Origin of the sequence: Pseudomonas sp. LRF_L74 (genome assembly GCF_965644255.1) — a bacterium.
Lineage (GTDB): Bacteria > Pseudomonadota > Gammaproteobacteria > Pseudomonadales > Pseudomonadaceae > Aquipseudomonas.
This window is the reverse complement of record NZ_CBFFRH010000012.1, coordinates 90,545-116,008: the sequence shown is the minus strand read 5'-3', so window position 1 is coordinate 116,008 and position 25,464 is coordinate 90,545. Positions and strand designations below refer to the sequence as shown.

Below are 25,464 nucleotides of genomic sequence, written 5' to 3'. Positions count from 1 at the left end.
TCATTTTCAGGCCAGCGGACCATTGAGCAACGGCACGAAACGCACGGCATCGAGCACATGTCGTGAATAGCCGTCTTCTTCTCGGACGATCAACAACAGCTCCTGCACGTCGCCCTTGCCCACCGGTATGACCAGACGCCCACCCGGTGCCAGTTGATCGAGCAGCGCCTGGGGCACTTCGCTGGCTGCTGCCGTGACGATGATGCCGTTATAGGGCGCCAAGGCCGGCCAGCCTTCCCAACCATCGCCCCAGCGGAACACCACGTTGCGCAGCTTGAGTTCGGTCAGGCGTTCCTTGGCACGGTCCTGCAAACCCTGGATGCGCTCCACCGAGAAGACCCGCTCTACCAACTGCGCCAGCACGGCAGTCTGGTAGCCGGAACCGGTGCCGATCTCCAGCACCTTGTCCAATGGACCGGCGGACAGCAGCAGTTCGGTCATGCGTCCGACCATATAGGGCTGGGAAATGGTCTGGTTGTGACCGATGGGCAACGCGGTGTCTTCATAGGCGCGATGGGCCAGCGCTTCATCGACGAACAAATGCCGTGGCGTACGCCGGATGACTTCGAGCACGCCCGGATTGGACAGCCCTTCTTCGTAAAGCCGCTCGATCAGGCGCTCGCGCGTACGCTGCGAGGTCATGCCGATGCCTCGGCGCAAATGATCCGGACTACCCATTACAACAAACCCTCCAGCCAGCCCTGAACACTGCCGAAGGCTTCATTGAACGTACGATCGAACTGCAAGGGCGTGACCGACACGTAACCTTGCATCACCGCATGGAAATCGGTTCCCGGCCCACCATCCTCGGCATCCCCCGATACGGCGATCCAGTAGCCCTCCTTGCCACGCGGGTTGACTTCCTTGACCGGCGCCGCAGCGCGTGCACGGTGGCCAAGACGGGTCAGTTGCACACCTCGGATATGATCCAGCGGCAAATTGGGGACATTCACGTTGAGCACGGTGCGCGGCGGCAGGTCGAGCCGCTCATGAGCCTCGATCAGCTTGCGCGCGAAGTGGGCAGCGGTCGGCAGGTTGTCGGTCTGCCGTGAAACCAGGGAAAAGGCGAACGCCGGCCGGCTGAGGAAACGCCCCTCCAGGGCTGCCGCCACCGTGCCGGAATACAGGACATCGTCGCCCAGGTTAGCCCCCAGGTTGATCCCCGAGGCCACCAGGTCGGGCAGCTGTTCGAGCAGCGCATTGATGCCCAGATGCACGCAGTCGGTCGGCGTACCGTTGACACTGATGTAGCCATTGGGCAAGCGCATCGGGTGCAACGGGCGATCCAGCGTCAGGGCGCTGCTCGCACCGCTACGGTCTTCAGCCGGGGCGATGACAATGCACTCGGCATAATCGGACAGCGCGCCATGCAGCGCGGCGATACCGGGTGCCAACACCCCGTCGTCGTTGGAAATCAGAATTCGCATGGGTTTTCCGCCTGTTCCACCGGCAACAGATCGACGAGTTCGCGCACGACAACAGTGGCGAAACATCCAGCCGGCAAAACGAATTGCAATTGCAGAACGTCAGGTGCCGGATAATGCCACGACAATCCATCAATGGGGAGGCGCAGAATTCTCCGTTCGTGCGCCAGGCCCGCCTTGCCCAACCATTGCACCAACATCGGGCGCTCGGCCGCCGTGGTTTGCTCGATCAGTTGGGCAGCCGCCACAGCGGGCGAATCGCCCTCGCCCCAGAGCGGGCCGGTGGGATGCAGGTCGAGAATCGCCAGGCGGGGATCGTCCAGGTCCTTTGCCTCGCAGGCAAAAAAACTGCGGCTATCGGTGAAGGCCAGCAGATCGCCGACCTGGGCCTGGTTCCAGGTTCCCTGCTCGACACGCTGGGTAAGCACGCGGTTGAACAGATAACTACGCCCCGAAGAAAGCAGACGCGAGCGCAGGTTGCGTTGCACCGGCAACTCCTGGCGCTCGGCGAACTCCAGGGCCCCCAGTACGTTGCCGCCTTCGAAACCGAAACGCTGCAAACCGAAGTAATTGGGCACGCCTTGCGCCTTGATCTGTAGCAGGCGCGCTTCGAGCACGTCCTTGTCGGCCTCCAGTCCAGTCAAGCGCAGGGTGAAGCCGTTGGCCGAGTGGGCACCGCGCTGCAATTTGCGTGAATGCCGTACCGTCTTGAGAATGCGCAGGCTGTCATCCTCGGCACCGGTCAGGTCCGGATCAGCCTTGCCTGGCAGATGCAGGCTGAACCACTGGCGAGTCAGGGCCTGGCGATCCTTCAGCCCGGCATAGCCGATATCGCGCTGCGATACCCTGGCTGCCTTGGCCAGGCGCCGGGCGGCTTCCTCGGTATTCAGGCCGCGTTTCTCGACCCACAGCCAAAAGTGCTCGCCCTGCCCGCTCAGCGGGATGTCCAGCACCTCGTCGACCTGGAAATCCTCGGCGCTCGCCTTCAGCACGGCACGTCCACAAGCCGGGCCATGGGCCCGTGGGCCCAGCAGTTCGAACTCGTCCATGCCACTCATGCCTTGAGCAACAGGGCCACGGCATGTACCGCGATACCTTCCTCGCGTCCGGTAAAGCCGAGTTTTTCGGTGGTGGTGGCTTTGACGTTGACCTGATCCAGCTCGACCTGCAGGTCGGCGGCGATCAGCTCACGCATGGCCTGGATGTACGGTGCCATTTTCGGTGCCTGGGCGATGATGGTCGCGTCGACGTTGCCAACCTGCCAGCCCTTGCCCTGGATCAGCCCCACGACGTGGCGCAACAGCACACGGCTGTCCGCGCCTTTGAAGGTCGGGTCGGTATCCGGGAAGTGCTTGCCGATATCGCCCAGGGCGACGGCCCCCAGCAGCGCATCGCTCAGTGCATGCAACACCACGTCGCCATCGGAATGAGCGACGAGGCCGAATCTATGGGCAATCCGTACCCCACCGAGCGTGATGAAATCGCCCTCGCCGAAGCGGTGGACGTCGTAGCCATGGCCAATACGCATGATCGTTTCCCTTTTGGACAGGGCGGCGATTCTACCCGAAAGGACAGCCGACGCGACTTGCTCGCAGATGGCGGCGACGAATAAGATGATAACCCTTCCTATTTGAGACGCTTTTGCCATGTCGAGCCAGGATGCCGACCTTCAGCAACAGGTCAGCCGGATCTACCGCGAGCACCACCTGTGGCTGCGTGGCTGGCTGCGCCCTCGGGTCGACTGCCGGGAGCTGGCTGCCGACCTGGTGCAGGACGTGTTCATCCGCGTGCTCAGCGCCGACGATGCAGCCGCACGCCTGGGCGCGGTGCGCGAACCCAAGGGCTACCTGGCGACCATCGCCCGACGCCTGATGATCGATCACTTTCGCCGCGCCCGATTGGAACGCGCCTGGTTGCAGGCCCTGGCCGAACAGCCTGAGTCTGAAGAGATTTCCGAGGAAACCCGGGCCATCCTCCTGGAAACCCTGTGCGAACTCGACGCCATGCTCGCCGGTCTTGGCGCCAAGGTGCGCCAGGCCTTCCTGCTCTCGCAACTGGACGGCATGCCTTACAAGAACATTGCCGAGCGCCTTGACGTCTCCCTGGTCACGGTCAACCGCTACATAGCCAAGGCTACGCAGCACTGCATGCTCTACAGCCTGCGCAACGGCCTATGAACAGCCTCGACGCACGCCGGCTTGCCGCCTTGGAACAAGCCGCCAACTGGTACAGCCAGCTCGCTTGCGAGGAAGCCAGCGATGCCGACCGAGCCGCCTGGCGCATCTGGCTAGATGCTTCGAGCGAAAACCACTGGGCATGGAGCCAGGCCGAACGCCTGCAGCAACGTATGCGCGGCATGCCGAGCCATCTGACAGGACGTACGCTGACCTTGGCCGAACGCGACAAGCTCAGCCGCCGCAGCGTACTCAAGGGCTTCGCGCTATTGATCGGCACAAGCGCAACAGTCTGGGGCGGTTACCGGCAAGCGCGGCAACAGGCCTGGCTGGCCGACTATCGCAGCGGCATCGGCGAACGCCTGGACCTGATCCTGGCCGACGGCTCGCTCCTGCAACTCGACACCGACAGCGCGGTGGACATCGCCTATGACACGAGCCAACGCCTGTTGATCCTGCGTCGGGGCGAGCTGATGCTGACCAGCGCCGTCGACCCGCTGGGTCGCCCGCTCTACGTGCAAACGCCGCAAGGTCGCGTGCAAGCACTGGGCACACGTTTCTCCGTGCGCATCACCGATGATTTCGCACAGGTCGCTGTATATGAACATCAGGTACGCATCACGCCCCAGCTCGGCCAACCACAGCTACTGAGTACCGGCGAACAATGCCGCTTCGATGCCTCGGGCGCAGCCCCCTCGCAAGCGCTGACACCAGGCCAGGACACCTGGAGCCGCGGCCTGCTGATCGCCAACGACCAGCGCCTGGACGACTTCATTGCCGAACTTGGCCGCTACCGCAGCGGCTGGCTGCGCTGCGACCCGAGCATCGCCCACCTGCGTATCAGCGGCACTTTCGCCCTCGACGACACCGACCAGGCATTGCGTGCGCTGACCAGCGCCCTGCCGGTGAAGATCGAACGACGTACACGCTACTGGGTGACGGTGACGGGACGCTGAAACCGTGCCCGCCGAAAAAACCTTGCATGCAGATGATATTTCTTCTCCTTCTCGTTCGACTCATTGGCAACGGGCTCACAACGCCCATCTGCCACTAGAAGAGAACGCATCGATGAAGACACCTTTCCCGGCTCGCCCGCTGTCGACCGGTATCCGCCGCGCCTTGCTCTGTTCGGTTTTTCTTGCGCCCATTGGCATGATCGATATCGCCGCTGCCGATAGCTCGCCACAGCGTGAGTACCATATTGCCCAGGGAGATCTAGGTCAGGCGCTGACGCGTTTTGCCGCCGAGGCGGGCGTGGTGCTGTCGTTCGATCCTGAACTGACTCGAGGGCACGGCACCTCGGGACTGCAGGGGCAATACGGGGTTATCGATGGCTTGGCCAAACTGCTCCAAGGCAGCGGCTTGCAAGCCGAGCCAGTGGGCGATGGACGTTACGCCCTGGTAACGCAAGCCACGCAATCCAGCGCCCTGGAGCTGGGCAGTACCAGCATCGTCAGCAACCAGCTCGGCACCATCACCGAGAACAGCGGTTCCTATACGCCCGGCACCATCGCAACGGCTACCCGCCTGGTGCTCACGCCACGGGAAACACCGCAGTCGATCACGGTAGTGACTCGCCAGGCGATGGACGATTTCGGTATGGAGAATATTGATGACGTGATGCGCCATACACCGGGCATCACCGTGTCGGCTTATGACACCGACCGTAACAACTACTATGCACGCGGCTTTGGTATCCAGAACTTCCAGTACGATGGCATTCCTACCACTCGCTCCGCACCTTATTCAGCGGGTCATACGCTGAGTGACATGGCCATCTACGACCGTGTCGAGATACTGAAGGGTGCCACCGGCCTGCTGACTGGGGCTGGAGCGCCGGGTGGCACCATTAACCTAGTGCGCAAGAAACCCACATCCGAGTTCAAAGGCCATGTCGAACTCGGCGCAGGAAGCTGGGACAATTACCGCTCCGAACTGGACGTAAGCGGACCACTTACCGAGTCAGGCAATGTACGCGGTAGGGCTGTGGCCGCGTATCAGGACAAACACTCCTACCTGGATCACTACGAACGCAAGACAACCGTCTACTACGGTGTCCTGGAATTCGACCTGGCTCCCGATACGCTGCTCAGCGTCGGCGCCGACTATCAGGATAACGATCCACGTGGTTCGAGCTGGTCGGGCGCAGTGCCTATCTACGACAGCCAGGGCAATCGCATCAGCACCTCGCGCTCGTTCAACAACGGTGCAGAATGGAGTCGCTGGGAGCAATACACCCGCACGGTATTCGCTACCCTGGAGCACAACTTCGCCAATGACTGGGTCAGCAAGGTCCAGCTTCACCATCAGATCAATGGCTATTACGCACCGCTGGGCTCGGCCCAAGGCAGGCCTAATGCAACGAGTGGCCTGACAAGCATCTATGGCAACAAGTACACCGGTGAAACAATCACCGACTCAGCGGACGTCTATTTCAGCGGCCCCTTTTCACTGTTCGGTCGTGAGCATCAGTTGGTGGTCGGCGCAGCAGCCTCCAAGGCGCACTGGAAGGGCAAGGATTACTGGAGCCCGACCTATCTCAATGGCAACGCCTACGACTTCTGGAGTTGGGATGGCGGAGACGGTATTGAGCCTGACTGGGGTACGGTCAATTACCGTACAGACCAGACCACCTGGCAGACCGGCGGCTACTTGACCTCGCGCTTCAGCCTGGCCGACGACCTGACCCTGATACTCGGTACGCGGCTGGCCAACTACAAGATCACCGGGACCAGTGACACTCGCGAAACCGGCCGCTTGGTACCTTACATCGGCGCCATCTACGACCTTACTGATGAACTGTCGCTGTATGCCAGCTACACCGATATCTTCCTGCCACAGACCGACTATCGCGATAGCTCCAACACAATGCTCGAACCCGATGAAGGCCAGAACTACGAATTGGGAATCAAAGGGGAGTTTTTCGATGGCCACGTCAACGCCAGCTTGGCGTATTTCGAAGTCCGCGAAGAAAACCGACCTGAGGAAGACAGCACCTATAACGCTGCCCCGACCAACCCGGCCATCAGCTACGCCTACAGAGGTATCAAGGCCACAACCAAAGGCGTTGAGGCAGAGCTGTCAGGCGAACTCACACCGGGCTGGAACCTGATGGGCGGCTATACCCACAAGATCGTGCGTGACGAGCATGGCGACAAGGTTTCGACCTGGGAGCCACAAGACCAATTCAATATCTACACCACTTATAAGCTGCAGGGACCACTGGAGCGTCTGACCGTTGGAGGTGGCGCGCGCTGGCAGGGTCAGGCCTGGCAAGTGCTGAGCAATCGGGCCAAGGGCACTCAGGAGAAATTCACCCAGGATGATTTCTGGCTGGTTGACCTGATGGCCCGCTACAAGATCACCGATAACCTGTCGGCCTCGGTCAATTTGAATAACCTGTTCGACAAGAAGTACTACACCAACGTCGGCTTCTATAACTCGGTGTCCTATGGCGATCCACGCAACGTAATGCTGAGCACACGCTGGGATTTCTGAGCTTATGAAGAAGGGCGCAGTTGGCGCCCTTCTTCATTTCTGTATCCACCGACCATGAAAATCCTGGAATGTTTTCCCTCCTTCGACGGTCGACAACAAGTACCGAAGCCAACGATGGAGATAACCATGGCCGTAGCACCCAAACCGAAGTCGAAAGCCGCACCGAAAAAGCTCAAGGGCGATGGCAAGTCCATCCATACCAGCGTCGATAACGCAGCGCGCGAGAAGGTCGGCGAAGCGCTGACCAAGGCGGTGGCGGACAGCTACACCCTCTATGTGAAAACCCTCGGTGTGCACTGGAACGTGCAGGGCGCCAACTTCTATGGCCTGCACAAGCTGACCGATGAGCAATACAACGAAATCCATCAGGCAGCCGACCAGATTGCCGAACGTATCCGCGCCCTGGGCAAGCTGGTGCCGACCGGCGGCGAGACCTTCCGTTCGCTGACCGTGATCGACAACGAAGCACCGCATGGAGCGACTCCGCAGATGATCAAGCAGTTGGTGCTGGACAACGAGACCGTCGCCCGGCGCATGAGCGAATTCGCCGTACTGGCCGATGAGGCGGGCGACCTGTTCACCCACGACATGCTGGTTGCGCGCATCGGTGTGCACGAGCAGAACGCCTGGATGCTGAGGTCCAGCCTGGGCGAATGACACTCGACAGCCGATAGATAAAAGGATGCTGCCGAGTTGATCGGCAGCACCCTTTTATTGCCCTAACCGTCTCATCGCGCCAACGATGCAAACGTCTCAGCCAACAAACGCCTCGGCATGGTGCCGCAGGTGATCCTCGATGAAGCTGGCGATGAAGTAGTAGCTGTGGTCATAGCCCGGCTGCAGACGCAGGGTCAGCGGATGGCCGGCAGCCTTGGCCGCGGCTTGCAGCGCCTGGGGCTTGAGCTGGCCGTCGAGGAAGTCGTCGCGGTCGCCTTGGTCGACCAGGATCGGCAGCTTTTCCGACGCCTCGGCGATCAACGCGCTGGCATCCCACTCGCGCCAGCGCGAACGGTCCTCGCCCAGGTAGTTGGAAAACGCCTTCTCGCCCCACGGGCAATTGAGCGGGTTGGTGATCGGCGAGAAGGCCGAAACCGACTGATAGCGACCCGGGTTCTTCAAGGCACAGACCAGCGCACCGTGGCCGCCCATGGAGTGACCGGCGATACCACGCTTGTCCGAGACCGGGAAATTGGCCTCGATCAGCGCCGGCAGCTCCTGCACCACATAGTCGTACATGCGGTAGTGACGGGCCCAGGGTTCCTGGGTGGCATTGACGTAGAAACCGGCACCCAGGCCGAAGTCGTAGGCGCCATTGGCGTCGTCCGGCACGCCTTCGCCACGCGGGCTGGTGTCCGGGGCGACGATGATGATCCCCAGTTCAGCGGCAATGCGCTGGGCACCGGCCTTCTGCATGAAGTTCTCGTCGGTGCAGGTCAGTCCGCTCAGCCAGTACAGCACCGGCAGCCTGGCGCCCTGCTCCGCCTGTGGCGGCAGGTAGACAGCGAACACCATGTCGCAGTTGAGGCTGCTGGAACGGTGCTTGTAGCGCTTGTGCCAGCCGCCGAAAGTCTTGTTGCTGGAAACGATTTCCAAGGTCATGACGAATCCTCACGGGCGGTGGATAAGCCGTCTGGCGACGACCTTATCCACCCTACTGATCAGTAGTGGATGACGGTGCGGATGCTCTTGCCTTCGTGCATCAGGTGGAAGGCTTCGTTGATCTCGTCCAGGCCCATGGTGTGGGTGATGAAAGTGTCCAGGGGGATTTCGCCGGCCTGCGCTTTCTCGACGTAGCTTGGCAATTCGGTACGGCCCTTGACGCCGCCGAAGGCACTGCCGCGCCAGACGCGCCCCGTCACCAGTTGGAACGGACGGGTGCTGATTTCCTGGCCGGCACCGGCGACGCCGATGATCACGCTCTCGCCCCAGCCCTTGTGCGCGCATTCCAGCGCGGCACGCATCAGTTGCACGTTGCCGACGCACTCGAAGCTGTAGTCGACGCCGCCGTCGGTGAGTTCGACGATCACGTCCTGAATCGGCTTGTCGTGGTCTTTCGGGTTGACGAAGTCGGTAGCGCCCAGCTCACGGGCGACCTCGAACTTGGCCGGATTGATGTCGACCGCGATGATGCGCGAGGCCTTGGCCATCTTGGCGCCGATGATCGCCGCCAGGCCGATGCCGCCGAGACCGAAGATCGCCACGGTGGCGCCCTCTTCCACCTTGGCCGTGTTGAGCACGGCACCGATGCCGGTGGTCACGCCACAGCCGAGCAGGCAGACCTTTTCCAGCGGCGCGTCTTTTGGAATGACGGCCAGGGACACTTCCGGCAGCACGGTGTACTCGGAGAAGGTCGAGCAGCCCATGTAGTGGTAGATCGGCTGGCCATTGTAGGAGAAGCGCGTGGTGCCGTCCGGCATCAGGCCCTTGCCCTGGGTCGCGCGCACCGAACTGCACAGGTTGGTCTTGCCGGACAGGCAGAACTTGCACTTGCGGCATTCGGCGGTGTACAGCGGGATCACGTGATCGCCCACGGCTACCGAGGTCACGCCCTCGCCAATCGCCTCGACGATACCGCCGCCTTCGTGGCCGAGGATCGACGGGAACACGCCTTCGGAGTCAGCACCGGAGAGGGTGTAGGCATCGGTGTGGCACACGCCGGTAGCGACGATGCGCACCAGCACTTCTCCGGCCTTCGGCGGCTCGACATCAACCTCGACGATCTTCAAAGGCTCATTCGGGGCGAAGGCAACGGCTGCACGTGACTTGATCATCGAAATGCTCTCCAGTGGATAAATAAAGGTCGGCAGTGTAGATCACCACTTTTTCAGGAATAATCCGACTCAAAGCAAAACATTATTGCCATTCAGGGATAATCAATGAACCGTTGGGAAGGCCTGGACGAATTCGTCGCCGTCGCCGAATGTGGACAGTTCACGGCTGCCGCCGAAAAACTCGGGCTGTCCTCATCCCAGGTCAGCCGCCAGGTGGCGAAGCTGGAAGAACACTTGCAGGCCCGCCTGTTCTACCGCAGCACCCGCAAAGTCGTGCTGACCGAGGCCGGCCAGACCTTCCTGCATCACTGCCAGCGCTTGCAGGATGCACGGGAAGAAGCCCTGCGCGCGGTCGGCGAACTGGCCGACGAGCCCAAAGGCTTGCTGCGCATGACCTGCGCGGTGGCTTACGGCGAGCGCTTCATCGTACCGCTGGTCAACCAGTTCATGGCCCAGCACCCGCAATTGCGAGTGGACATCGAACTGACCAACCAGACCCTCGACCTGCTGCACAGCGGCATGGACCTGGCCATCCGCCTGGGTCGCCTGCAGGACTCGAGAATGATCGCTGCGCGCCTGGCACCACGCGTCATGCACCTGTGCGCCTCGCCGCTTTACCTGGAGCGTTATGGCCGGCCGCACAGTCTCTCCGAACTGGCGCGACACAACTGCCTGATCGGCAACAGCGACCAGTGGACCTTCCAGCAGGATGGCCGAGAGCAATCGTTCCGCGTGCAAGGCAACTGGCGCTGCAACAGTGGCGAGGCCGTGCTCAATGCCGCCCTGCGCGGCTTCGGCCTGTGCCAACTGCCCGACTACTATGTCCGTCCGCACCTGGCCAGCGGTGCCCTGGTCGAACTGCTGGCCCAGCACAAACCGCCGAATACCGCGGTCTGGGCGCTTTATCCACAGCAGCGTCACCTCTCGCCCAAGGTGCGGCAGTTGGTCGATCTATTGAAGGAAGGCTTGGCGCAACGAGTGGAATACCGGGACTGATGCGGCACCGCCGCTTCAGCCTCACTTTCAAGCCGGCGTCAGGCACTCCGGCCCGTTGCATCTGGGATCGTTGACCAGATTCGCCAATACCCGCTCGCGCAGCGGCACAGAGGGAGCGATCAGCAGGTTCTGCAACTCGCCGAGCGGCGTATCCTCTGCCAGCCAGGCATGTTGTGCCGTTTCATCGAGCAGCAATGGCCGGCGCAGATGAGCGGCAGGCTGGGTAATCATCGCCACGCTCAGGTAGACATGCCCTTCGACCGGATAGGCTTCCCACAGCCCGGCGAGGTAAAGCAGAGAGCCCTCTCCTGTCATCCAGAACGGGCGCTTGCGATGGGTGCCGCGCCACTCATAGAAACCGTTGGCTGGCAGCAGGCAGCGACGCAGGCGAAAAGCTTCGCGGAACATCGGCTGCCCGCCGAGGGTTTCCGACCTGGCATGGGCGGGTGCCGTGGTCAGGTCACGCAACCAGGGCGGCGTCAGCCCCCAGCGGCCGAGCGCCAGACGCGTCTCGCCATCTACATGATGCTGGAAAAGCACCTGGGCGCCCGGCGCGATATTCCATTGCGGCAAATGCCCTTGTGGAAAACCGGGAATGGCGGCAAATGCCTGGGACCAGCGAAACAGCGCGTAACGACCACTCATGGATGACTCGAAGACAGATTGAAATCAGGACAGATAGTGCATGGATGAACGGCAGGTTCGAGGCAGAAGCGGACGTTTCGGTCCACCGTCACTCCCGCGAAGGCGGGAGCCCAAAAAAACGCTTCTGGATTCCCGCCTTCGCGGGAATGACGACTATGTGCACCGATCATCGGGCGAAGGTCCGCTCCTGCCTCAAACCGGACAGCCCGCTAACACAACAACATCCCCGGACAGGCGCCAGGCTCCTCGTCGCCCGGCAACGGCGCCGCGGCATTGTACTCACTGATCAGCCATTGCGCCTGCTCGGCCCGGGCGTCCTCGACCAGCAGGCCGAGCAGGCCCATGGCCGGAAGATCGCCCATGGCGCCCAGCAAATGGACGCCGGCCAGATAAGCATCGATACCTTCGCTGGCGAGCATGCCCACCAGCATTTCGGCCTCCAGCAGGTCACGGGGTTCATAGACTCTGCGCATCAGTCGTCCTCCCGATACGCGTCCATGCTCCAATTCACGCCGTCCGTACGCAAGTCAAAGACGATCGGCCGGCAACACACCGGGCAATCCTCGGTATAGGACTGGTCGCCCGCCGAAAGATCGAGCACCGCTTCCACCTCTTCCCCGCAATAAGGGCATTGGTATGCCTGAATTTCCAGCATCGCGGCCTCCGCTGTGACTTACAGGTATAATCGCCGGTCTATTGGCAAGCCCGGTGCTTGCGTACGTTGCGCGCCCGCCTTTCGGGCGCACTGTTTCCAGACTCATCCACGAGAGCATGATGGGCGAATTCGATTCCATCCGACCCTACGCTGACCACGAAGTGCCAGCCGTCCTTGATCGACTGCTGGGCGACGACAACCTGCTCAGCACCCTGACGCACTTCCGTTTCCCGCGCCTGGCCGGCCCGTTCCGCTGGCTGCTCAAACCTCTTATAGCTCATCGGCTGCGCCGTGAAGTGGCCGGGATCGAAAGCGTCGAAGCCCTGCAGGAAAAAGTCGAGATCTACGTCGACCGCACGCTGGAGAAAGCCACCGACGGCGTGACCTACTCCGGGCTCGAACAACTCAAGCCTGGGGCCGCCTACCTGTTCCTGGCCAACCACCGCGACATCGTCATGGACCCGGCCATCGTCAACTACGCGGTCTATCACGCCGGTCTGCCGACGCCGCGCATCGCCATTGGCGACAACCTCCTGCAACGCCCATTCGTCAGCGACCTGATGCGCCTGAACAAGAGCTTCATCGTCCATCGCTCACTGACCGGGCGCCGCGAGAAACTGGCCGCCTACCAACTGCTGTCGGCCTATATCAGCCACTCGATTCGTGTCGACAGCCAGTCGATCTGGATCGCCCAGGCAGAAGGCCGGGCCAAGGACGGCGACGACCGTACCGACTCGGCGATCCTCAAGATGTTCCACATGAGTCGCAAGGACGAGCCATTCGCCGAGGTACTGGCCTCGCTACGGCCCATTCCGGTGGCGATCAGCTACGAATACGACCCCTGCGACCTGGCCAAGGCCCGCGAGCTGTTCATCCGCGCCACCACCGGCAGCTACACCAAGGCCCCCGGAGAAGACGACGCCAGCATCGCCCTCGGTATAACCGGCTACAAAGGCCGTATCCACGTACATTTCGGTGCCCCGGTCATCAGCGGTTACGAAGACGCCAAGCAACTGGCAGCGCTGATGGACCAGCGAATCCTCGCCAGCTACCGGCTGTTCCCGGTGCACTATCTGGCTTACGCCCAGTGGAGCGAGTTCGATGCCAGCCTGGGCGTGCCGCCTGCCGAACAACTGTTCGACGCCGCGGAACTGAACAAGGCTCGTGGCGAATGGCAACGTCGCCTGGATCTCTGCCCTGGCGAACAACGTCCCTGGCTGATCCAGCAGTACGCCACGCCAGTGCGTAACCAGTATCGGGTCAAGGCCGGATTGCCACTTTGAGCCTCACCCCGGCAGGCAAACTGCCGGGGCCTGTAACCCGGTTGTAAGAAAGCCCTGGCAGACTGCGCGCCTTTCAAGCCGTAGAGCCGCCCCATGCTGCACGCCAAAGTCCAGGACCACCTTTACCGCATCGCTCACGATGACGAGCAACAAGCACTGGTCGATGCCTTCGCCTTCAACGTCCAAGACCCGCACTGGCTGGTGTACTGCGCCCTGGGCGGTCACAAACATGCCGCCATCGCCGATGTCGACGCCCATGCCGATTTCAGCCTGCCGTTGTTGCTGGATGCGGCCTGACCTGACGGGCCCACGATTCAGCGCTCATGAAAAAGCCCGGCACATTGGCCGGGCTCTCATTTACCGGTGACGTTCATTGCTGCGACAGGATCTGGCCGATGGTCGGGTCCTTGAACGCGCGGGTCAGGGCATCACTGAGTACATCGCTGATCAAGCGGGTATTGGTGTCCTGGTTCGGCGCCATGCCGAAGCGCTGATTCAGGGAGGCACCGTAGTTACCGGTATATCGACGGGCGCTGTTCTGCACATCGATGCGAATCTTGGCACCGATGTCGGCCTCGGTCACGTACAGGCCTTCCTTCGGCGACTGATAGGTCAGGCCAGCAAGCGTGACAGTGATCTGCGGCGCGTTGTAGGCATTCGGGCTGGGCGTGAAACCGAGCAGGCGAACCGCGGCTTCCGCTTGATTCTGCAGACGTGGCAGAACGTCCTGGCCCTGAACGACGACGTTGCTGGTTTCCGGGTACAGACCACCGCGAGTGCCGAGAACCGGCGAAGAGCGGCCATCGGCGACGCGAACGATCACCGGCTGTCCTTGGCCGACCGCAGCCAGCGGTGACAGCAGCTTGGGCTCCGGCTTGATTTGCTGAGGGCTGCTGGCGCAACCGGCCAGAACCAGGCTGAACAAAGCGACAACACCGAGCAACGCGCGGTTCATCATGCGGAATCTCTCCAGAAAATTGGGCGAAAACGGCCCGCAGTATAACCAGCGCGGGAACGCGCCGACAGTCGGTTTTTCTGACTATCGCGGTGCCCGCAGGTTCCTGTCATAGCCATGTAATCCCGGCATGCGATAAGGGCGGCTCGCCTTGGAGGGACCGCCCATGTTCAATCTCTGGAATTACTTGATCCTGCCACGCCGGATGCGGCGTTTCGTCTTGCTGGATGCCAGCGGTCGTTGCCTGGCGTTGCGTGAATGCAGCCGCCAGCCGAGCCAGGATGGCTGGGTGGAAGTGCAGGTTCTGTGCCCGAGCTGGCTGGGACAATGCCTGCCAGACGATGCCCGGGTCGGCACCAAGGCAACGCCCGCCTGGGCGGCCTGAACGAAGAAGCCGCCCAAGCAGACCGTGTGAAAACGTAGCGAGCGAAGGTCAGGCAAGGCAAAAAACGGCGAAAAAGCGCAGTTTACGAGCTGTAAATGAGCATTTTGAGCTGTTTTTTAACGCCACATGGCCGAGCACAGTAGTTTTCACACAGTCTGCAAGGGCGGCTTTCTCATGACTGGCAGCTCGGTCAGGCCTTGAGCTGCAACGTCGCGGCCGTGCTCGCCGTGGTCTGGCGATACAGGTCGGCATCCACTTCCAACTGCTTCTCGCGCGCCGGGAAAATTTCCTTCAGCTTGGCGCTCCAGCCTTCGCTGGCGGTCTGCGCGGCGAAGCAACGCTCGATCAGGTTGAGCATGATCGATACGGTCACCGAGGCGCCTGGCGAAGCACCGAGCAGCGCGGCGATGGAACCGTCGGCCGCCGACACCAGCTCGGTACCGAATTGCAGCACGCCCCCCTTCTTCGCGTCCTTCTTGATGATCTGCACGCGCTGGCCGGCAATCTCCAGGCGCCAGTCCTCGGCCTTCACCTCCGGATAGAACTTGCGCAGCGACTCCAGGCGCTGGTCCTGGGACTGCATCACTTCCTTGATCAGGTAGCGGGTCAGGTCCATGTTGTCGCGGGCCACGGCCAGCATCGGGCCAAGGTTGCCGGGGCGTACCGACAGCGGCAGGTCGAGGAACGAACCATGCTTGAGGAACTTGGTGGTGAAGCCGGCGTACGGGCCGAACAACAGCGAGGTCTTGCCATCCACCACGCGGGTGTCCAGGTGCGGCACCGACATGGGCGGCGCGCCGACCTCGGCCAGGCTGTAGACCTTGGCCTGGTGCTGCTTGACCACCTCGGGGTTGTCGCAACGCAGCCATTGGCCGCTGACCGGGAAACCACCGAACCCCTTGCCTTCCGGAATGCCGGACAGTTGCAACAGCGGCAACGCGCCACCGCCTGCGCCAAGGAAGACGAACTTGGCCTGAACGTTACGGTTTTCGCCGGTACGGGTGTTCTTGATATGAACGCTCCAGCCCGCGTCGGTGCGCGACAGGCCGGTGACCTTCTGGTTGTAGCTGACGCTGCTGCCGCCCTGCTTGTCCAGGTGAGCCAGCAACTGCTGGGTCAACGCGCCGAAGTTGACGTCGGTGCCGTTGAGCGAACGGGTGGTGGCGATGCGTTCGTTGGCATCGCGCCCCTTCATCATCAGCGGCATCCACTCGGCCATCACGGCCTTGTCTTCGGTGTACTCCATACCCGCGAAGGTGTGGTGCTGGCTGAGCTTTTCGTGGCGGGCCTTGAGGAAGGCGACATCTTTGTCGCCACGCACGAAGCTCATGTGCGGCACGGGATTGATGAAGTTCTTCGGCGAGCCGAAGCCTTCCTTCGCGCACAGGTAGGACCAGAACTGCTTGGAGACCTCGAACTGGGTGTTGATGCTGACGGCTTTCTTGATGTCGATCGAACCGTCCGCCGCCTGCGGCGTGTAGTTCAACTCGCACAGGCCGGCATGGCCGGTCCCGGCGTTGTTCCAGGGGTTGGAACTTTCGATGGCGCCGGACTCGCGCAGCTCGACGATTTCCATCGTCAGACTCGGATCGAGTTCCTTCAGCAGCACCGCCAATGTGGCGCTCATGATGCCCGCGCCGACCAGCAGCACATCCACCACGTCGTGTTTGTCTTGCGTCATTTAACGCTTCTCCAAGATCTGCAGTACCAAATCGATGACGACGGCCTTTTGAGCCGCTCATGGGCGTCTAATCACTGACAGCCGGGCAAATGCCCGGAATATCGGAGGGCGATAGTCTGGATCAGGCCGAACCGGACCCACATCTTCGCAACCTCTAATCGGGCCATGCGCGCCAGGCACGCATGCCCCTCGAACACCTGAAACTACAGCCGCACGCACCAGCACAGGGCACGCCGGCAATTTCCGGCGCGCACGATAGCATTAATGGAGCAATGACTGAATTCCACCGTCTTGAAGCCGGATTCAGCCGCGGGCCGCCTTGACCGCCTCGATATAAGGCTCGGCCTGGCGCTGATCCTGGATCAACGCGATGAAATCGTTGCCCTGGGCATCGGTCGCGCCCAGGTCATAACCGGCTTCCTTGAAAAAACCGAGGTAACGCTCGAAATCGTCAATGCGCAGGCCGCGGTAGGCCTTGACCAGTTTGTGCAGGGACGGCGAAGTGGCATCGGCCGGCTCCACCGCGAGGAACAGCTTGACGTAGTCGTCGCTGATCTCATCGCCAATCACCTGTTTCTTGTCTTTACGCATCACGCACTCCAGCCAAGCGGGCATCACCAACAGAGGGGCCGCAGTTTACTCCGAGGCCGCGGGCGGCTCAACGAGACGAAAGCCGTAATGCCGGCGGACGCGGGCCAAGTCAGAGCCCTTTCACGGCGAAAATGCCCGCCGCGTTACGCCAGTAGCCCTTGTAGTCCATGCCGTAGCCGAAGATGTAGCGATCCTCGCAAGGCAGGCCCACATAATTGGCCTTGAGATCGGGACGGGCCTTGCGGTCGTGGGTCTTGTCGATCAGCACCGCCGTGTGCACGGCGCTGGCGCCGGCATGGCGGCAGAAGTCGATGATCGCCGCCAGGGTGTGACCTTCGTCGAGGATGTCGTCGATGATCAGCACTTCGCGGTCGATGAAGGAGATTTCCGGCTTGGCTTTCCAGAACAGCTCGCCGCCGCTGGTCTCGTTGCGGTAGCGCGTGGCATGCAGGTAGGACAGTTCCAGCGGGAAATTCAACTGCGGCAACAGCTTGCCGGCGAAGATCAGGCCGCCGTTCATCACGCAGAACACCACCGGGTTGCGCTCGGCCAGTTCGCCGTTGATGGCGCCAGCCACCTGGGCGATGGCGGCCTCGACCTGGGCGTCGTCATACAGGCAGTCGGCTTCGGCCATGACTTGGCGGATGTGGGCGAGATCGGCGGGCATGGGCGTGGCTCCGGGGCAACTGGTTAAAAAATGGTCGGCAAAGGTACTCAGAGTCAAGCACGGGAGCAAGTCCGGGGATCGGATTACTTGCTCCATGCCTTCATCCCGGCATGCTTGGTGCTTTACTCTTAGCCACTTTTTTCGTGCGCCTCCGGAGCCCTCGCAATGCCCATCCGTGAAATCCGACACCCGCTGATTCGCCACAAGATCGGTCTGATGCGTCGCGCCGACATCAGCACCAAGAACTTCCGCGAACTGGCCCAGGAGGTCGGCGCCCTGCTGACCTATGAAGCGACCAACGACCTGCCACTGGAATCCTACGAAATCCAGGGCTGGGCCGGCCCGGTGCAGGCCGAGAAGATCGCCGGCAAGAAGATCACCGTGGTGCCGATCCTGCGTGCCGGCATCGGCATGCTCGACGGCGTGCTCAGCCTGGTCCCGGGGGCCAAGGTCAGTGCCGTCGGCGTCGCCCGCAATGAAGAAACGCTGCAAGCGCATACCTACCTGGAAAAACTCGCCCCGGAGATCAACGAGCGCCTGGCCCTGATCATCGACCCGATGCTGGCCACCGGCGGCTCCATGGTCGCCACCATCGACCTGTTGAAAAAGGCCGGTTGCAAGGAAATCCGCGCCATGGTCCTGGTCGCCGCGCCGGAAGGCATCAAGACCGTCAACGATGCCCACCCGGATGTGGTGATCTTCACCGCGTCCATCGACCAGAAGCTCAACGAAAACGGCTACATCATCCCCGGCCTGGGCGATGCCGGCGACAAGATCTTCGGCACCAAGCAGAAGGATGCCTGATCGATGAGCGATGAATTCAAGGACCCGCTCTGGCGCCAGGCGATCTCCGGCGCGCAGATGCTGTTCGTGGCCTTCGGCGCCCTGGTGCTGATGCCACTGATCACCGGCATGGACCCGAACGTGGCGCTGTTCACCGCCGGCATCGGCACCCTGCTGTTCCAACTGGCGACCGGGCGCCAGGTGCCGGTATTCCTCGCGTCGAGCTTCGCCTTCATCGCCCCGATCATCGCCGCCAAGGGTGAGTTCGGCCTACCGGCGGTGCTCGGCGGCGTGGTCGCCGCAGGCTTCGTCTACACCCTGCTCGGTCTCGCCGTGAAGCTGAAAGGGCCTGGCTTCATCGACCGTATCCTGCCGCCCGTGGTGATCGGCCCGGTGATCATATCCATCGGCCTGGCCCTGTCGCCGGTGGCGGTGAACATGGCCATGGGCAAGGCCGGCGACGCCAGCGCGCAACTGGTGCCCTACCAGACGGCGATGTTCATCTCCATGCCGGCCCTGGTCACCACCGTGCTGGTCGCGGTGCTCGGTCGCGGGCTGTTCCGCCTGGTGCCGATCCTCGCCGGGATCGCCGTGGGCTGCAGCCTTTCGGCGTTCCTCGGCGTGATCGATAGCACCGGCATCGTCGCCGCGCCCTGGCTGGCCATCCCCAATTTCGTCGCCCCGGAGTTCCACTGGGCAGCGATCCTGTACATGGTGCCGGTTGCCCTGGCGCCGGCCATCGAGCATATCGGCGGGGTAATCGCGGTGGGCGGCATCACCGGCAAGGACTTCGTACGCCAGCCCGGCCTGCATCGCACCCTGCTCGGCGATGGACTGGCCACGTCGGCGGCGGGTCTGTTCGGCGGCCCGCCCAATACCACCTACGCCGAAGTCACCGGCGCGGTGATGCTGACCAAGAGCTTCAACCCCAAGGTCATGACCTGGGCCGCCGTGTTCGCCATCGCCCTGGCCTTCATCGGCAAGTTCGGCGCGGCGCTGCAGGCGATCCCGGTGCCGGTGATGGGCGGTATCCTCTGCCTGCTGTTCGGCTCCATCGCCGTGGTCGGCCTGAACACCCTGATCCGCCACCAGGTCGACCTGTCCGAAGCGCGTAACCTGATCATCGTCTCGGTGACCCTGGTGTTCGGCATCGGCGGCATGGTCATCGGCGGCAGGGAGTTCGCCCTCTCGGGGATTTCGCTGTGCGCGATCAGCGCGCTGGCGCTGAATCTGCTGCTGCCAGGTGGCAGTGCGTGGCACAAGCATCCGCCGATCGATCCGGAAATCTGAGTTCACGCCTGCCGCCAGCGATCACAAAAGCGCCTGGCCTGATCCAGGCCCAGGCGCTATGGTCATCGCCCTGTCTTCGTCAGTGGCGCCATGCCCATGCTCGATACCCTCAAGCACGTCTTCGGTTTCTCCCAATTGCGCCCCGGCCAGGCCGAGGTGGTCGAGACCGTGCTCGCCGGCCGTTCGGCGGCGGCGATCTTCCCCACCGGCTCGGGCAAATCGTTGTGCTACCAGTTGCCGGCCCTGCGCCTGCCGCACCTGACCCTGGTCGTCTCGCCCTTGCTGGCCCTGATGCAGGACCAGCTCGCGTTCCTGCACAAGCACGGCATCCCGGCGGCCAGCATCGACTCGGCACAGAGCCGCGAGCAGGTCGCCGAGACCATGGGCAAGGCCAAGTCTGGCGAATTGAAGATCCTGATGATCTCGGTGGAGCGCCTGAAGAACGAGCGCTTCCGTAACTTCATCGCCCAGGTGCCGATCTCGCTGCTGGTGATCGACGAGGCGCACTGCATCTCCGAATGGGGCCACAACTTCCGCCCCGACTACCTCAAGCTGCCGGACTACCAACGCCAGTTCGCCATCCCGCAGGTCCTGCTGCTGACCGCCACGGCGACGCCACCGGTGATCGCCGACATGCGGAAGAAGTTCGCCATCGCCGCCGATGACGTCATCACCACCGGCTTCTACCGCGCCAACCTCAATCTGCTGGTCGAACCGGTCAGCACTGCCGACAAGCCCCAGCGCCTGCAGCAATGGCTGGCTGCCAAGGCCGGCCAGCCGAGCATCGTCTACGTCACCCAGCAGAAGACCGCCGAACAGGTGGCCGAACGCCTGAGTCGCAGCGGCATCGACGCCAGCGCCTACCACGCCGGCATGGGCCATGAACAGCGCGAGGCGATCCAGCGCCAGTTCATGGCCGGCCGGATCAACTGCATCGTCGCCACCATCGCCTTCGGCATGGGCATCGACAAGGCCGACATCCGCAACGTGGTGCATTTCGACCTGCCCAAGTCGGTGGAAAACTACAGCCAGGAAATCGGCCGGGCCGGCCGCGATGGGCAACCTTCCGACTGCCTGGTACTGGCCAACCGCGACAGCCTCAACGTGCTGGAAAACTTCGTCTATGGCGACACGCCCGAGCGGAAAGGAATCCGCACGGTACTCGACGAAATCCTCGCCAGCGCGGCGGACGGCCAGTGGGAATTACTGCTCAACACACTCAGCGGGCAGAGCAACATCCGCCAACTGCCACTCAAGACCCTGCTGGTGCAGTTGGAGCTGAGGAGCATCATTGCACCGCGTTACGCCTACTTTGCCGAGTACCGCTTCAAATACCTGATCGAGCCCGAGGCGCTGGTCGGGCACTTCGAAGGCGAACGCCGCCAGTTCGTCGAGGCCATCGTCGCCACCTCCAGCCGCGCGCGGACCTGGTGCACGGTGGATTTCGAAACGCTGTACAACGGGCACCAGGCCGAACGTAACCGCGTGGTCAAAGCGCTGGACTGGTTCCAGGAACGCGGCTGGATCGAACTGGAAAGCAAGCAGATGACCGAGGTCTACAGTGTGCTCGACGGAGACTTCGAGCCCCAGGCCCTCGCCCAGGAACTGCACGATTACTTCCGCCAGCAGGAACGTAGCGAGATCGCCCGTATCCACGCCATGCTCGACCTGTTCGCCAGCGAACGCTGCCTGAGCCAGCGCCTGGCCCACTACTTCGGTGACCTGAATGCGCCAGAGCATTGCGCTCACTGCTCGGTCTGCGCGGGAAAGGTCGCCCGGCTCCCCGAACCACCGCCGCTAAAACCGCTTGGGCAGTTGGATGCGGCAACCCTATGCGCGCCCTTCATCGAGCGCCATCAGAGCATCTGCCACACCGCGCCGAGCAGCGAATGCCTGACCCGCTTTCTCACCGGGATCAGCGCGCCCCTGCTGACCAGACTCAAGGCGCGACAGATCGAAGGGCATGCGGCGCTTGAAGACTATCCCTACGGTTCGGTGCGGCAGTGGCTGGAATCGGCCTCCTCGGGAAAGAGAGGCGACAAGGCTCCGACCGATTAACAGGCCGTTGAAAAACGTAGGCGAGGCAGGATGGCCAAGGCAAAAACCACCGAAAAAGCGCAGTTTACGTAGTGTAAATGAGCATTTTGACCGGGCTGGCGATCCAGGCGGTTTTTAACGAAGGCCAGCCAACGCAGGTAGTTTTTCAACGGCCTGTTAAAGCGTGCCGCCCTGCTCCCAGACCCAATGGGCCGCGTCTTCGGCCAGACGATCCGCCGCCCTGCCAAATGCCTCGACGACGGAAGAAACAGACGTGTCACTGGCGTTTTCGCTGATATCGAAACGGCGACTGGCCACGATGCGGCCCTCACGGACCAACTTGGCATCGTAGAGAATATGCGCGGCCGGGGCCCCATCGCGGTATTCGCTCTGGAAGGCGCGCAAATCACCGGCCAGCTCGACATCGGCCTGCAGGCGATTGTCATCGCTGCTTACCGACGCGATACGACCATCCACCAACAAGACATCCAACAGCCGGTCGCGCAGCAGTGCAGGCGCCCGGTCAGCCCAGCGCGCGCCTTGGTAGGCAGCGATCCGATCCCCGTCAGGGACCACGGCGATACGCGTGCTGTCGAGCAGCAGGCTGCTCTGGGGCTTGCTCACGCGCAGGCTCCATTGCGCAGTCGCCTGATGAGTCGCCACGGCCGGACGCGTCTGGCCAGGCAGCAGATAGACATCCAGCGGCTCGCTTTTGGGCAGAACGGAGCAGCCCCCCAGAACCAGCATCGCGCCAAGCAACAGTCGCTTCATGGTTTGAACTCCTTGACCGATTCACCGCGCAGCAGATAGCCGGACGGGTCTTCCTCCAGGCGACGCGAGAACGCACGCAAGGCATCCAGGGTGCCGCGCAGCTCGGTGATCGCCGGGCCCAGGTCGCTGAACCCCTGCATGCCGCCATTGATCGAATCGCGATTCTCATCGATCAGGCGTTCGATGGAACGGCTGCTGGTTTCCAGCGAGGAAAGGGTGCGCTGGGCGCTATTCAGGCTCTCGCGCCCGGGCCCGCTGAGCAGTTGGTTGGCGTTGCCCATGAACGCCGCCGCCTCGCGGCTGGCCACGCCGATCTGCTGCAAGGCCTGGCGCAGTTCGTCCCGCTGTTCGGCGACAGCCGCCGTGGTCTGGTCAAGGTGCTCCAGGGTCCGCGCGATACGGTCGGCGTTTTCCTGGGAGAACATCTGGTTGGCGCGGTCGAGCAGACGGCTGACGCCGATCATCACGCTCTCGCCATTGGCCATCAGCCGCGACAGCGGCGAGCGGTCGGCGATGATCCGCGCCGGCTTCTTGCCATCGCCCTTGAGCAGCGGGCTCTCCGGCGTGCCGCCATGCAACTGGATCACTGAATTACCGGTTATCCCGGTGATCGACAGGCGTGCGCGGGTATCCTGCTTGATCGGCGTCTGCCCGGTGATGCGCACCAATGCGCGGACCTGGCGCGGATCATTGGGATCGAGGGTCAGGCTGGCCACATCACCGACCTTGATGCCGCTGTACTGCACGGTGCTGCCCGGCGACAACCCGCTGACCCCGTCATCGAAGATGATCTCGTACTCGCTGAAGGCCTGGTCCGAACTCGACTTGCCCAACCACAGGGCGAACAGCAGCGCGGCCCCCACCGTGATCACGGTGAACAGGCCGATCAGGACATGATGGGCTCTCGGTTCCATTCCATTACTCCTTGATCGCAGCGCGCGCGGCATGCTCGGCGGCACGTCCACGCGGGCCGTGGAAATAGGCATTGATCCAGGGATCGTCGCTGGCCTCGACCACCTCCAGGCGGTCCGCCACCAGCACCCGGCGCTGAGCCAGCACCGCGACCCGGTCGCACAGGCTATAGAGGGTATCGAGGTCGTGGGTGACCAGAAACACGCTGAGGCCCAGGGCATCACGCAGGGTGCGGATCAGTTCGTCGAACGCCGCCGCGCCAATAGGATCGAGGCCGGCGGTGGGCTCGTCGAGGAACAGGATGTCCGGTTCCAGGGCCAGGGCACGGGCCAGGGCGGCACGCTTGACCATGCCGCCGGACAGCTCGGTCGGGTACTTGTCGCCAGCATGCTCAGGCAGGCCGACCAACGCCAGCTTGACCCGCGCCAGGCGTTCGGCCATCGCGCGCTTGAGCCCGGCGTGTTCGATCAACGGCAGGGCGATGTTTTCACTGACCGTCAGCGACGAGAACAGCGCGCCACGCTGGTACAGCACGCCGAAGCGTCGCTCCAGTTGCGAACGACGTTGCGCGGGCAACGCGTCCAGCACCTCGCCGAACACCCGCACACTGCCGGCCGTGGGCTGGCGCAGGCCGACGATGCTACGCAGCAGCACCGATTTGCCGGTGCCGGAACCGCCGACCACACCCAGCACCTCGCCACGATACAGATCCAGGTTCAGGCCTTCATGCACCGTCTGCTTGCCGAAACGGTTGCACAGGTCGCGCACCTCGATGACGGATTCGCCACTCACCAGCCCATCTCCATCAGGAACAGCGCCGCCAGGGCATCGAGCAGGATCACCACGAAGATCGACTGCACCACGCTGGAAGTGGTGCGTTCGCCGACCGACTGCGCGCTGCCGGTGACCTTGAAGCCCTCCATGCAGCCGATCACCGCGATCAGGATGGCGAAGATCGGCGCCTTGGCGATGCCCACCCAGAAGTGCCTGGCCTCGATCCCCTGCTGCAGGATCGACAGGTACATGGTCGGCGAGATATCCAGGGCCATGGCGCACACCACCGCGCCCCCGATGATGCCGCTGAGCATGGCGATGAAGGTGAGGATCGGCAGGGCGATCAGTAGCGCGAACACCCGTGGCAATACCAGCAACTCGATGGGGCTCAGGCCAAGGGTACGGATCGCGTCGATCTCTTCGTTGGCCTTCATCGAACCGATCTGCGCGGTGAAGGCACTGGCGGTACGCCCGGCGATGAGGATGGCGCTGAGCAGCACACCGAACTCGCGCAAGAAGGAAAACGCCACCAGGTTGACCGTATACAAGGTCGCACCGAAATCGGCCAGGATCGTCGCCCCGAGAAACGCCACCACCGCGCCGACCAGGAAGGTCAGCAGTGCGACGATGGGCACTGCGTTGAGCCCGCTCTGCTCCAGGTGGGCAACCAGCGAGGTCATGCGCCAGCGTCGCGGTCTCAGCAGGATCGCCAGCATCGAGCCGAGGACCAGGCCGAGAAAGCCCAGCAGGCCAACCGTGTGTTGCCAGAAGATATCCACCGACTGGCCGATATGCCCCAGCACTTCGCGCCAGGTCGCAGGCTTGGCGGTGACGCTGGGTTCGCGGCTGTCCAGCATGGCCTGGGCCACGCTGCGCAGCAGCGCGCGCCGCGACACGCTGAGGTCTTCGGCTTCGTCCGTCAGGGCCAGCAGCCTGGATGCGCCAAGCAATTCGAGCAGCAACGCCGCTCCCGAGGTATCCAGGGCTCCGAGCTCGGACCACCCGACATTCGAGTCAGGCGCGAGCCTGCCGCGCAGTTCGGTTATCTGCGGTTCGAGGATGGCGTAGTGCGGAAGCGTCCAGTCTCCACCGATCTGTACCACCGAAGCGGCATCCGTGCGGCCCGACTGCAACGGCTTGATGTAGGGGACCGTCGTCATGGCCGACAGCTT

At 62.7% G+C, this 25,464-nt stretch carries 28 protein-coding genes; 11 read left to right on the top strand and 17 right to left on the bottom strand.

Annotated elements, in window-relative coordinates; genetic code table 11:
• Window positions 1–6: 6 nt before the first annotated feature.
• Genes ACSZPK_RS24340 through ispF form a run of 4 tightly spaced genes read right to left on the bottom strand, consistent with a single transcriptional unit; the run spans window position 7 to window position 2,952 of the window.
• On the bottom strand, window positions 7–642 hold the full coding sequence (locus tag ACSZPK_RS24340) for a protein-L-isoaspartate(D-aspartate) O-methyltransferase (protein WP_437884182.1): 636 nt from the start codon (window positions 640–642) through the stop codon (window positions 7–9).
• Between the two features lie 35 nt (window positions 643–677).
• Window positions 678–1,427 carry a 5'/3'-nucleotidase SurE gene (gene surE / locus ACSZPK_RS24335; RefSeq protein ID WP_437884180.1) on the bottom strand — a complete coding sequence of 250 codons (750 nt, stop codon included), beginning with the start codon at window positions 1,425–1,427 and terminating at the stop codon, window positions 678–680.
• Window positions 1,415–2,473 (bottom strand): tRNA pseudouridine(13) synthase TruD, encoded by a 1,059-nt coding sequence (gene truD, locus ACSZPK_RS24330; RefSeq protein ID WP_437884179.1) that lies wholly within the window; start codon window positions 2,471–2,473, stop codon window positions 1,415–1,417. Before truD ends, surE begins: the two co-directional genes overlap by 13 nt.
• A 5-nt stretch (window positions 2,474–2,478) precedes the next feature.
• Window positions 2,479–2,952, bottom strand: coding sequence for a 2-C-methyl-D-erythritol 2,4-cyclodiphosphate synthase (gene ispF / locus ACSZPK_RS24325; protein ID WP_437884178.1), 474 nt, complete (start codon window positions 2,950–2,952; stop codon window positions 2,479–2,481).
• A 118-nt stretch (window positions 2,953–3,070) separates the two neighbouring features.
• Here ispF and ACSZPK_RS24320 point away from each other — a divergent pair, with 118 nt between their 5' ends.
• The 4 genes from ACSZPK_RS24320 to ACSZPK_RS24305 all read left to right on the top strand — a co-directional run bounded on the left by ACSZPK_RS24320 (window position 3,071) and on the right by ACSZPK_RS24305 (window position 7,753).
• The gene (locus tag ACSZPK_RS24320; RefSeq protein WP_437884177.1) at window positions 3,071–3,601 is read left to right on the top strand and encodes a sigma-70 family RNA polymerase sigma factor; all 531 of its coding nucleotides are present in this window, start codon (window positions 3,071–3,073) and stop codon (window positions 3,599–3,601) included.
• Window positions 3,598–4,554, top strand: a complete 957-nt coding sequence (locus ACSZPK_RS24315) for a FecR domain-containing protein (protein WP_437884176.1) — start codon at window positions 3,598–3,600, stop codon at window positions 4,552–4,554. The genes ACSZPK_RS24320 and ACSZPK_RS24315 overlap by 4 nt, the downstream gene beginning before the upstream one ends.
• A gap of 112 nt (window positions 4,555–4,666) precedes the next feature.
• Window positions 4,667–7,096, top strand: a complete 2,430-nt coding sequence (locus ACSZPK_RS24310) for a TonB-dependent siderophore receptor (protein WP_437884175.1) — start codon at window positions 4,667–4,669, stop codon at window positions 7,094–7,096.
• 126 nt (window positions 7,097–7,222) lie between these two features.
• The gene (locus tag ACSZPK_RS24305) at window positions 7,223–7,753 is read left to right on the top strand and encodes a Dps family protein (protein ID WP_437884174.1); all 531 of its coding nucleotides are present in this window, start codon (window positions 7,223–7,225) and stop codon (window positions 7,751–7,753) included.
• A gap of 96 nt (window positions 7,754–7,849) precedes the next feature.
• Here the strand turns inward: ACSZPK_RS24305 and fghA are convergent, their stop codons facing one another.
• Both fghA and ACSZPK_RS24295 read right to left on the bottom strand, forming a co-directional pair.
• Complete coding sequence (gene fghA, locus ACSZPK_RS24300) at window positions 7,850–8,695, bottom strand: S-formylglutathione hydrolase (protein WP_437884173.1); 846 nt, start codon at window positions 8,693–8,695, stop codon at window positions 7,850–7,852.
• A 59-nt stretch (window positions 8,696–8,754) separates the two neighbouring features.
• Window positions 8,755–9,867 carry an S-(hydroxymethyl)glutathione dehydrogenase/class III alcohol dehydrogenase gene (locus ACSZPK_RS24295; protein WP_437884172.1) on the bottom strand — a complete coding sequence of 371 codons (1,113 nt, stop codon included), beginning with the start codon at window positions 9,865–9,867 and terminating at the stop codon, window positions 8,755–8,757.
• Window positions 9,868–9,972: 105 nt separating this feature from the next.
• On the opposite strand from ACSZPK_RS24295, the gene ACSZPK_RS24290 reads away from it, so the two are divergent.
• Window positions 9,973–10,863: a LysR substrate-binding domain-containing protein gene (locus tag ACSZPK_RS24290; protein ID WP_437884171.1), complete on the top strand. Its 891-nt coding sequence runs from the start codon at window positions 9,973–9,975 to the stop codon at window positions 10,861–10,863.
• Between the two features lie 27 nt (window positions 10,864–10,890).
• Here ACSZPK_RS24290 and ACSZPK_RS24285 read toward each other — a convergent pair whose 3' ends face one another.
• The 3 genes from ACSZPK_RS24285 to ACSZPK_RS24275 all read right to left on the bottom strand — a co-directional run bounded on the left by ACSZPK_RS24285 (window position 10,891) and on the right by ACSZPK_RS24275 (window position 12,163).
• Window positions 10,891–11,508, bottom strand: a complete 618-nt coding sequence (locus ACSZPK_RS24285) for an SOS response-associated peptidase (RefSeq protein WP_437884170.1) — start codon at window positions 11,506–11,508, stop codon at window positions 10,891–10,893.
• A gap of 209 nt (window positions 11,509–11,717) precedes the next feature.
• A complete protein-coding gene (locus ACSZPK_RS24280; protein ID WP_437884169.1) occupies window positions 11,718–11,981 on the bottom strand; it encodes a putative signal transducing protein in 264 nt (87 codons plus the stop codon).
• Window positions 11,981–12,163: a CPXCG motif-containing cysteine-rich protein gene (locus tag ACSZPK_RS24275; RefSeq protein WP_437884168.1), complete on the bottom strand. Its 183-nt coding sequence runs from the start codon at window positions 12,161–12,163 to the stop codon at window positions 11,981–11,983. The genes ACSZPK_RS24280 and ACSZPK_RS24275 overlap by 1 nt, the downstream gene beginning before the upstream one ends.
• A gap of 116 nt (window positions 12,164–12,279) precedes the next feature.
• Between ACSZPK_RS24275 and ACSZPK_RS24270 the strand changes: the two genes are divergently transcribed.
• Window positions 12,280–13,446, top strand: coding sequence for a 1-acyl-sn-glycerol-3-phosphate acyltransferase (locus ACSZPK_RS24270; RefSeq protein ID WP_437884167.1), 1,167 nt, complete (start codon window positions 12,280–12,282; stop codon window positions 13,444–13,446).
• 93 nt (window positions 13,447–13,539) lie between these two features.
• The gene (locus ACSZPK_RS24265) at window positions 13,540–13,743 is read left to right on the top strand and encodes a hypothetical protein (RefSeq protein WP_437884166.1); all 204 of its coding nucleotides are present in this window, start codon (window positions 13,540–13,542) and stop codon (window positions 13,741–13,743) included.
• Between the two features lie 73 nt (window positions 13,744–13,816).
• Here the strand turns inward: ACSZPK_RS24265 and ACSZPK_RS24260 are convergent, their stop codons facing one another.
• The gene (locus tag ACSZPK_RS24260; RefSeq protein ID WP_437884165.1) at window positions 13,817–14,404 is read right to left on the bottom strand and encodes a YajG family lipoprotein; all 588 of its coding nucleotides are present in this window, start codon (window positions 14,402–14,404) and stop codon (window positions 13,817–13,819) included.
• 163 nt (window positions 14,405–14,567) lie between these two features.
• On the opposite strand from ACSZPK_RS24260, the gene ACSZPK_RS24255 reads away from it, so the two are divergent.
• On the top strand, window positions 14,568–14,786 hold the full coding sequence (locus tag ACSZPK_RS24255) for a hypothetical protein (protein ID WP_437884164.1): 219 nt from the start codon (window positions 14,568–14,570) through the stop codon (window positions 14,784–14,786).
• Between the two features lie 190 nt (window positions 14,787–14,976).
• Here the strand turns inward: ACSZPK_RS24255 and mqo are convergent, their stop codons facing one another.
• The 3 genes from mqo to ACSZPK_RS24240 form a co-directional block, all read right to left on the bottom strand.
• The gene (gene mqo / locus ACSZPK_RS24250; protein ID WP_437884163.1) at window positions 14,977–16,467 is read right to left on the bottom strand and encodes a malate dehydrogenase (quinone); all 1,491 of its coding nucleotides are present in this window, start codon (window positions 16,465–16,467) and stop codon (window positions 14,977–14,979) included.
• 303 nt (window positions 16,468–16,770) lie between these two features.
• Window positions 16,771–17,058: a PA4642 family protein gene (locus tag ACSZPK_RS24245; protein ID WP_437884162.1), complete on the bottom strand. Its 288-nt coding sequence runs from the start codon at window positions 17,056–17,058 to the stop codon at window positions 16,771–16,773.
• Between the two features lie 109 nt (window positions 17,059–17,167).
• Window positions 17,168–17,725 carry a hypoxanthine-guanine phosphoribosyltransferase gene (locus ACSZPK_RS24240; protein WP_437884161.1) on the bottom strand — a complete coding sequence of 186 codons (558 nt, stop codon included), beginning with the start codon at window positions 17,723–17,725 and terminating at the stop codon, window positions 17,168–17,170.
• 165 nt (window positions 17,726–17,890) lie between these two features.
• Here ACSZPK_RS24240 and upp point away from each other — a divergent pair, with 165 nt between their 5' ends.
• From upp to ACSZPK_RS24225, 3 genes are all read left to right on the top strand, one after another.
• The gene (upp, locus tag ACSZPK_RS24235; protein WP_437884160.1) at window positions 17,891–18,529 is read left to right on the top strand and encodes a uracil phosphoribosyltransferase; all 639 of its coding nucleotides are present in this window, start codon (window positions 17,891–17,893) and stop codon (window positions 18,527–18,529) included.
• Window positions 18,530–18,532: 3 nt separating this feature from the next.
• Window positions 18,533–19,798 (top strand): uracil-xanthine permease family protein, encoded by a 1,266-nt coding sequence (locus ACSZPK_RS24230; protein WP_437884159.1) that lies wholly within the window; start codon window positions 18,533–18,535, stop codon window positions 19,796–19,798.
• Window positions 19,799–19,894: 96 nt separating this feature from the next.
• Window positions 19,895–21,856 carry a RecQ family ATP-dependent DNA helicase gene (locus ACSZPK_RS24225; RefSeq protein WP_437884158.1) on the top strand — a complete coding sequence of 654 codons (1,962 nt, stop codon included), beginning with the start codon at window positions 19,895–19,897 and terminating at the stop codon, window positions 21,854–21,856.
• A gap of 156 nt (window positions 21,857–22,012) precedes the next feature.
• On the opposite strand, the gene ACSZPK_RS24220 is transcribed toward ACSZPK_RS24225, so the two are convergent.
• From ACSZPK_RS24220 to ACSZPK_RS24205, 4 genes are read right to left on the bottom strand one after another with little or no spacing between them, the layout of a single operon-like run.
• Window positions 22,013–22,606, bottom strand: a complete 594-nt coding sequence (locus ACSZPK_RS24220) for an ABC-type transport auxiliary lipoprotein family protein (protein WP_437884156.1) — start codon at window positions 22,604–22,606, stop codon at window positions 22,013–22,015.
• Window positions 22,603–23,520, bottom strand: coding sequence for an MlaD family protein (locus ACSZPK_RS24215; RefSeq protein ID WP_437884154.1), 918 nt, complete (start codon window positions 23,518–23,520; stop codon window positions 22,603–22,605). The genes ACSZPK_RS24220 and ACSZPK_RS24215 overlap by 4 nt, the downstream gene beginning before the upstream one ends.
• Before the next feature lie 4 nt (window positions 23,521–23,524).
• A complete protein-coding gene (locus ACSZPK_RS24210; RefSeq protein WP_437884153.1) occupies window positions 23,525–24,310 on the bottom strand; it encodes an ABC transporter ATP-binding protein in 786 nt (261 codons plus the stop codon).
• Window positions 24,307–25,452, bottom strand: coding sequence for an MlaE family ABC transporter permease (locus ACSZPK_RS24205; protein WP_437884152.1), 1,146 nt, complete (start codon window positions 25,450–25,452; stop codon window positions 24,307–24,309). Before ACSZPK_RS24205 ends, ACSZPK_RS24210 begins: the two co-directional genes overlap by 4 nt.
• Window positions 25,453–25,464 lie beyond the last annotated feature (12 nt).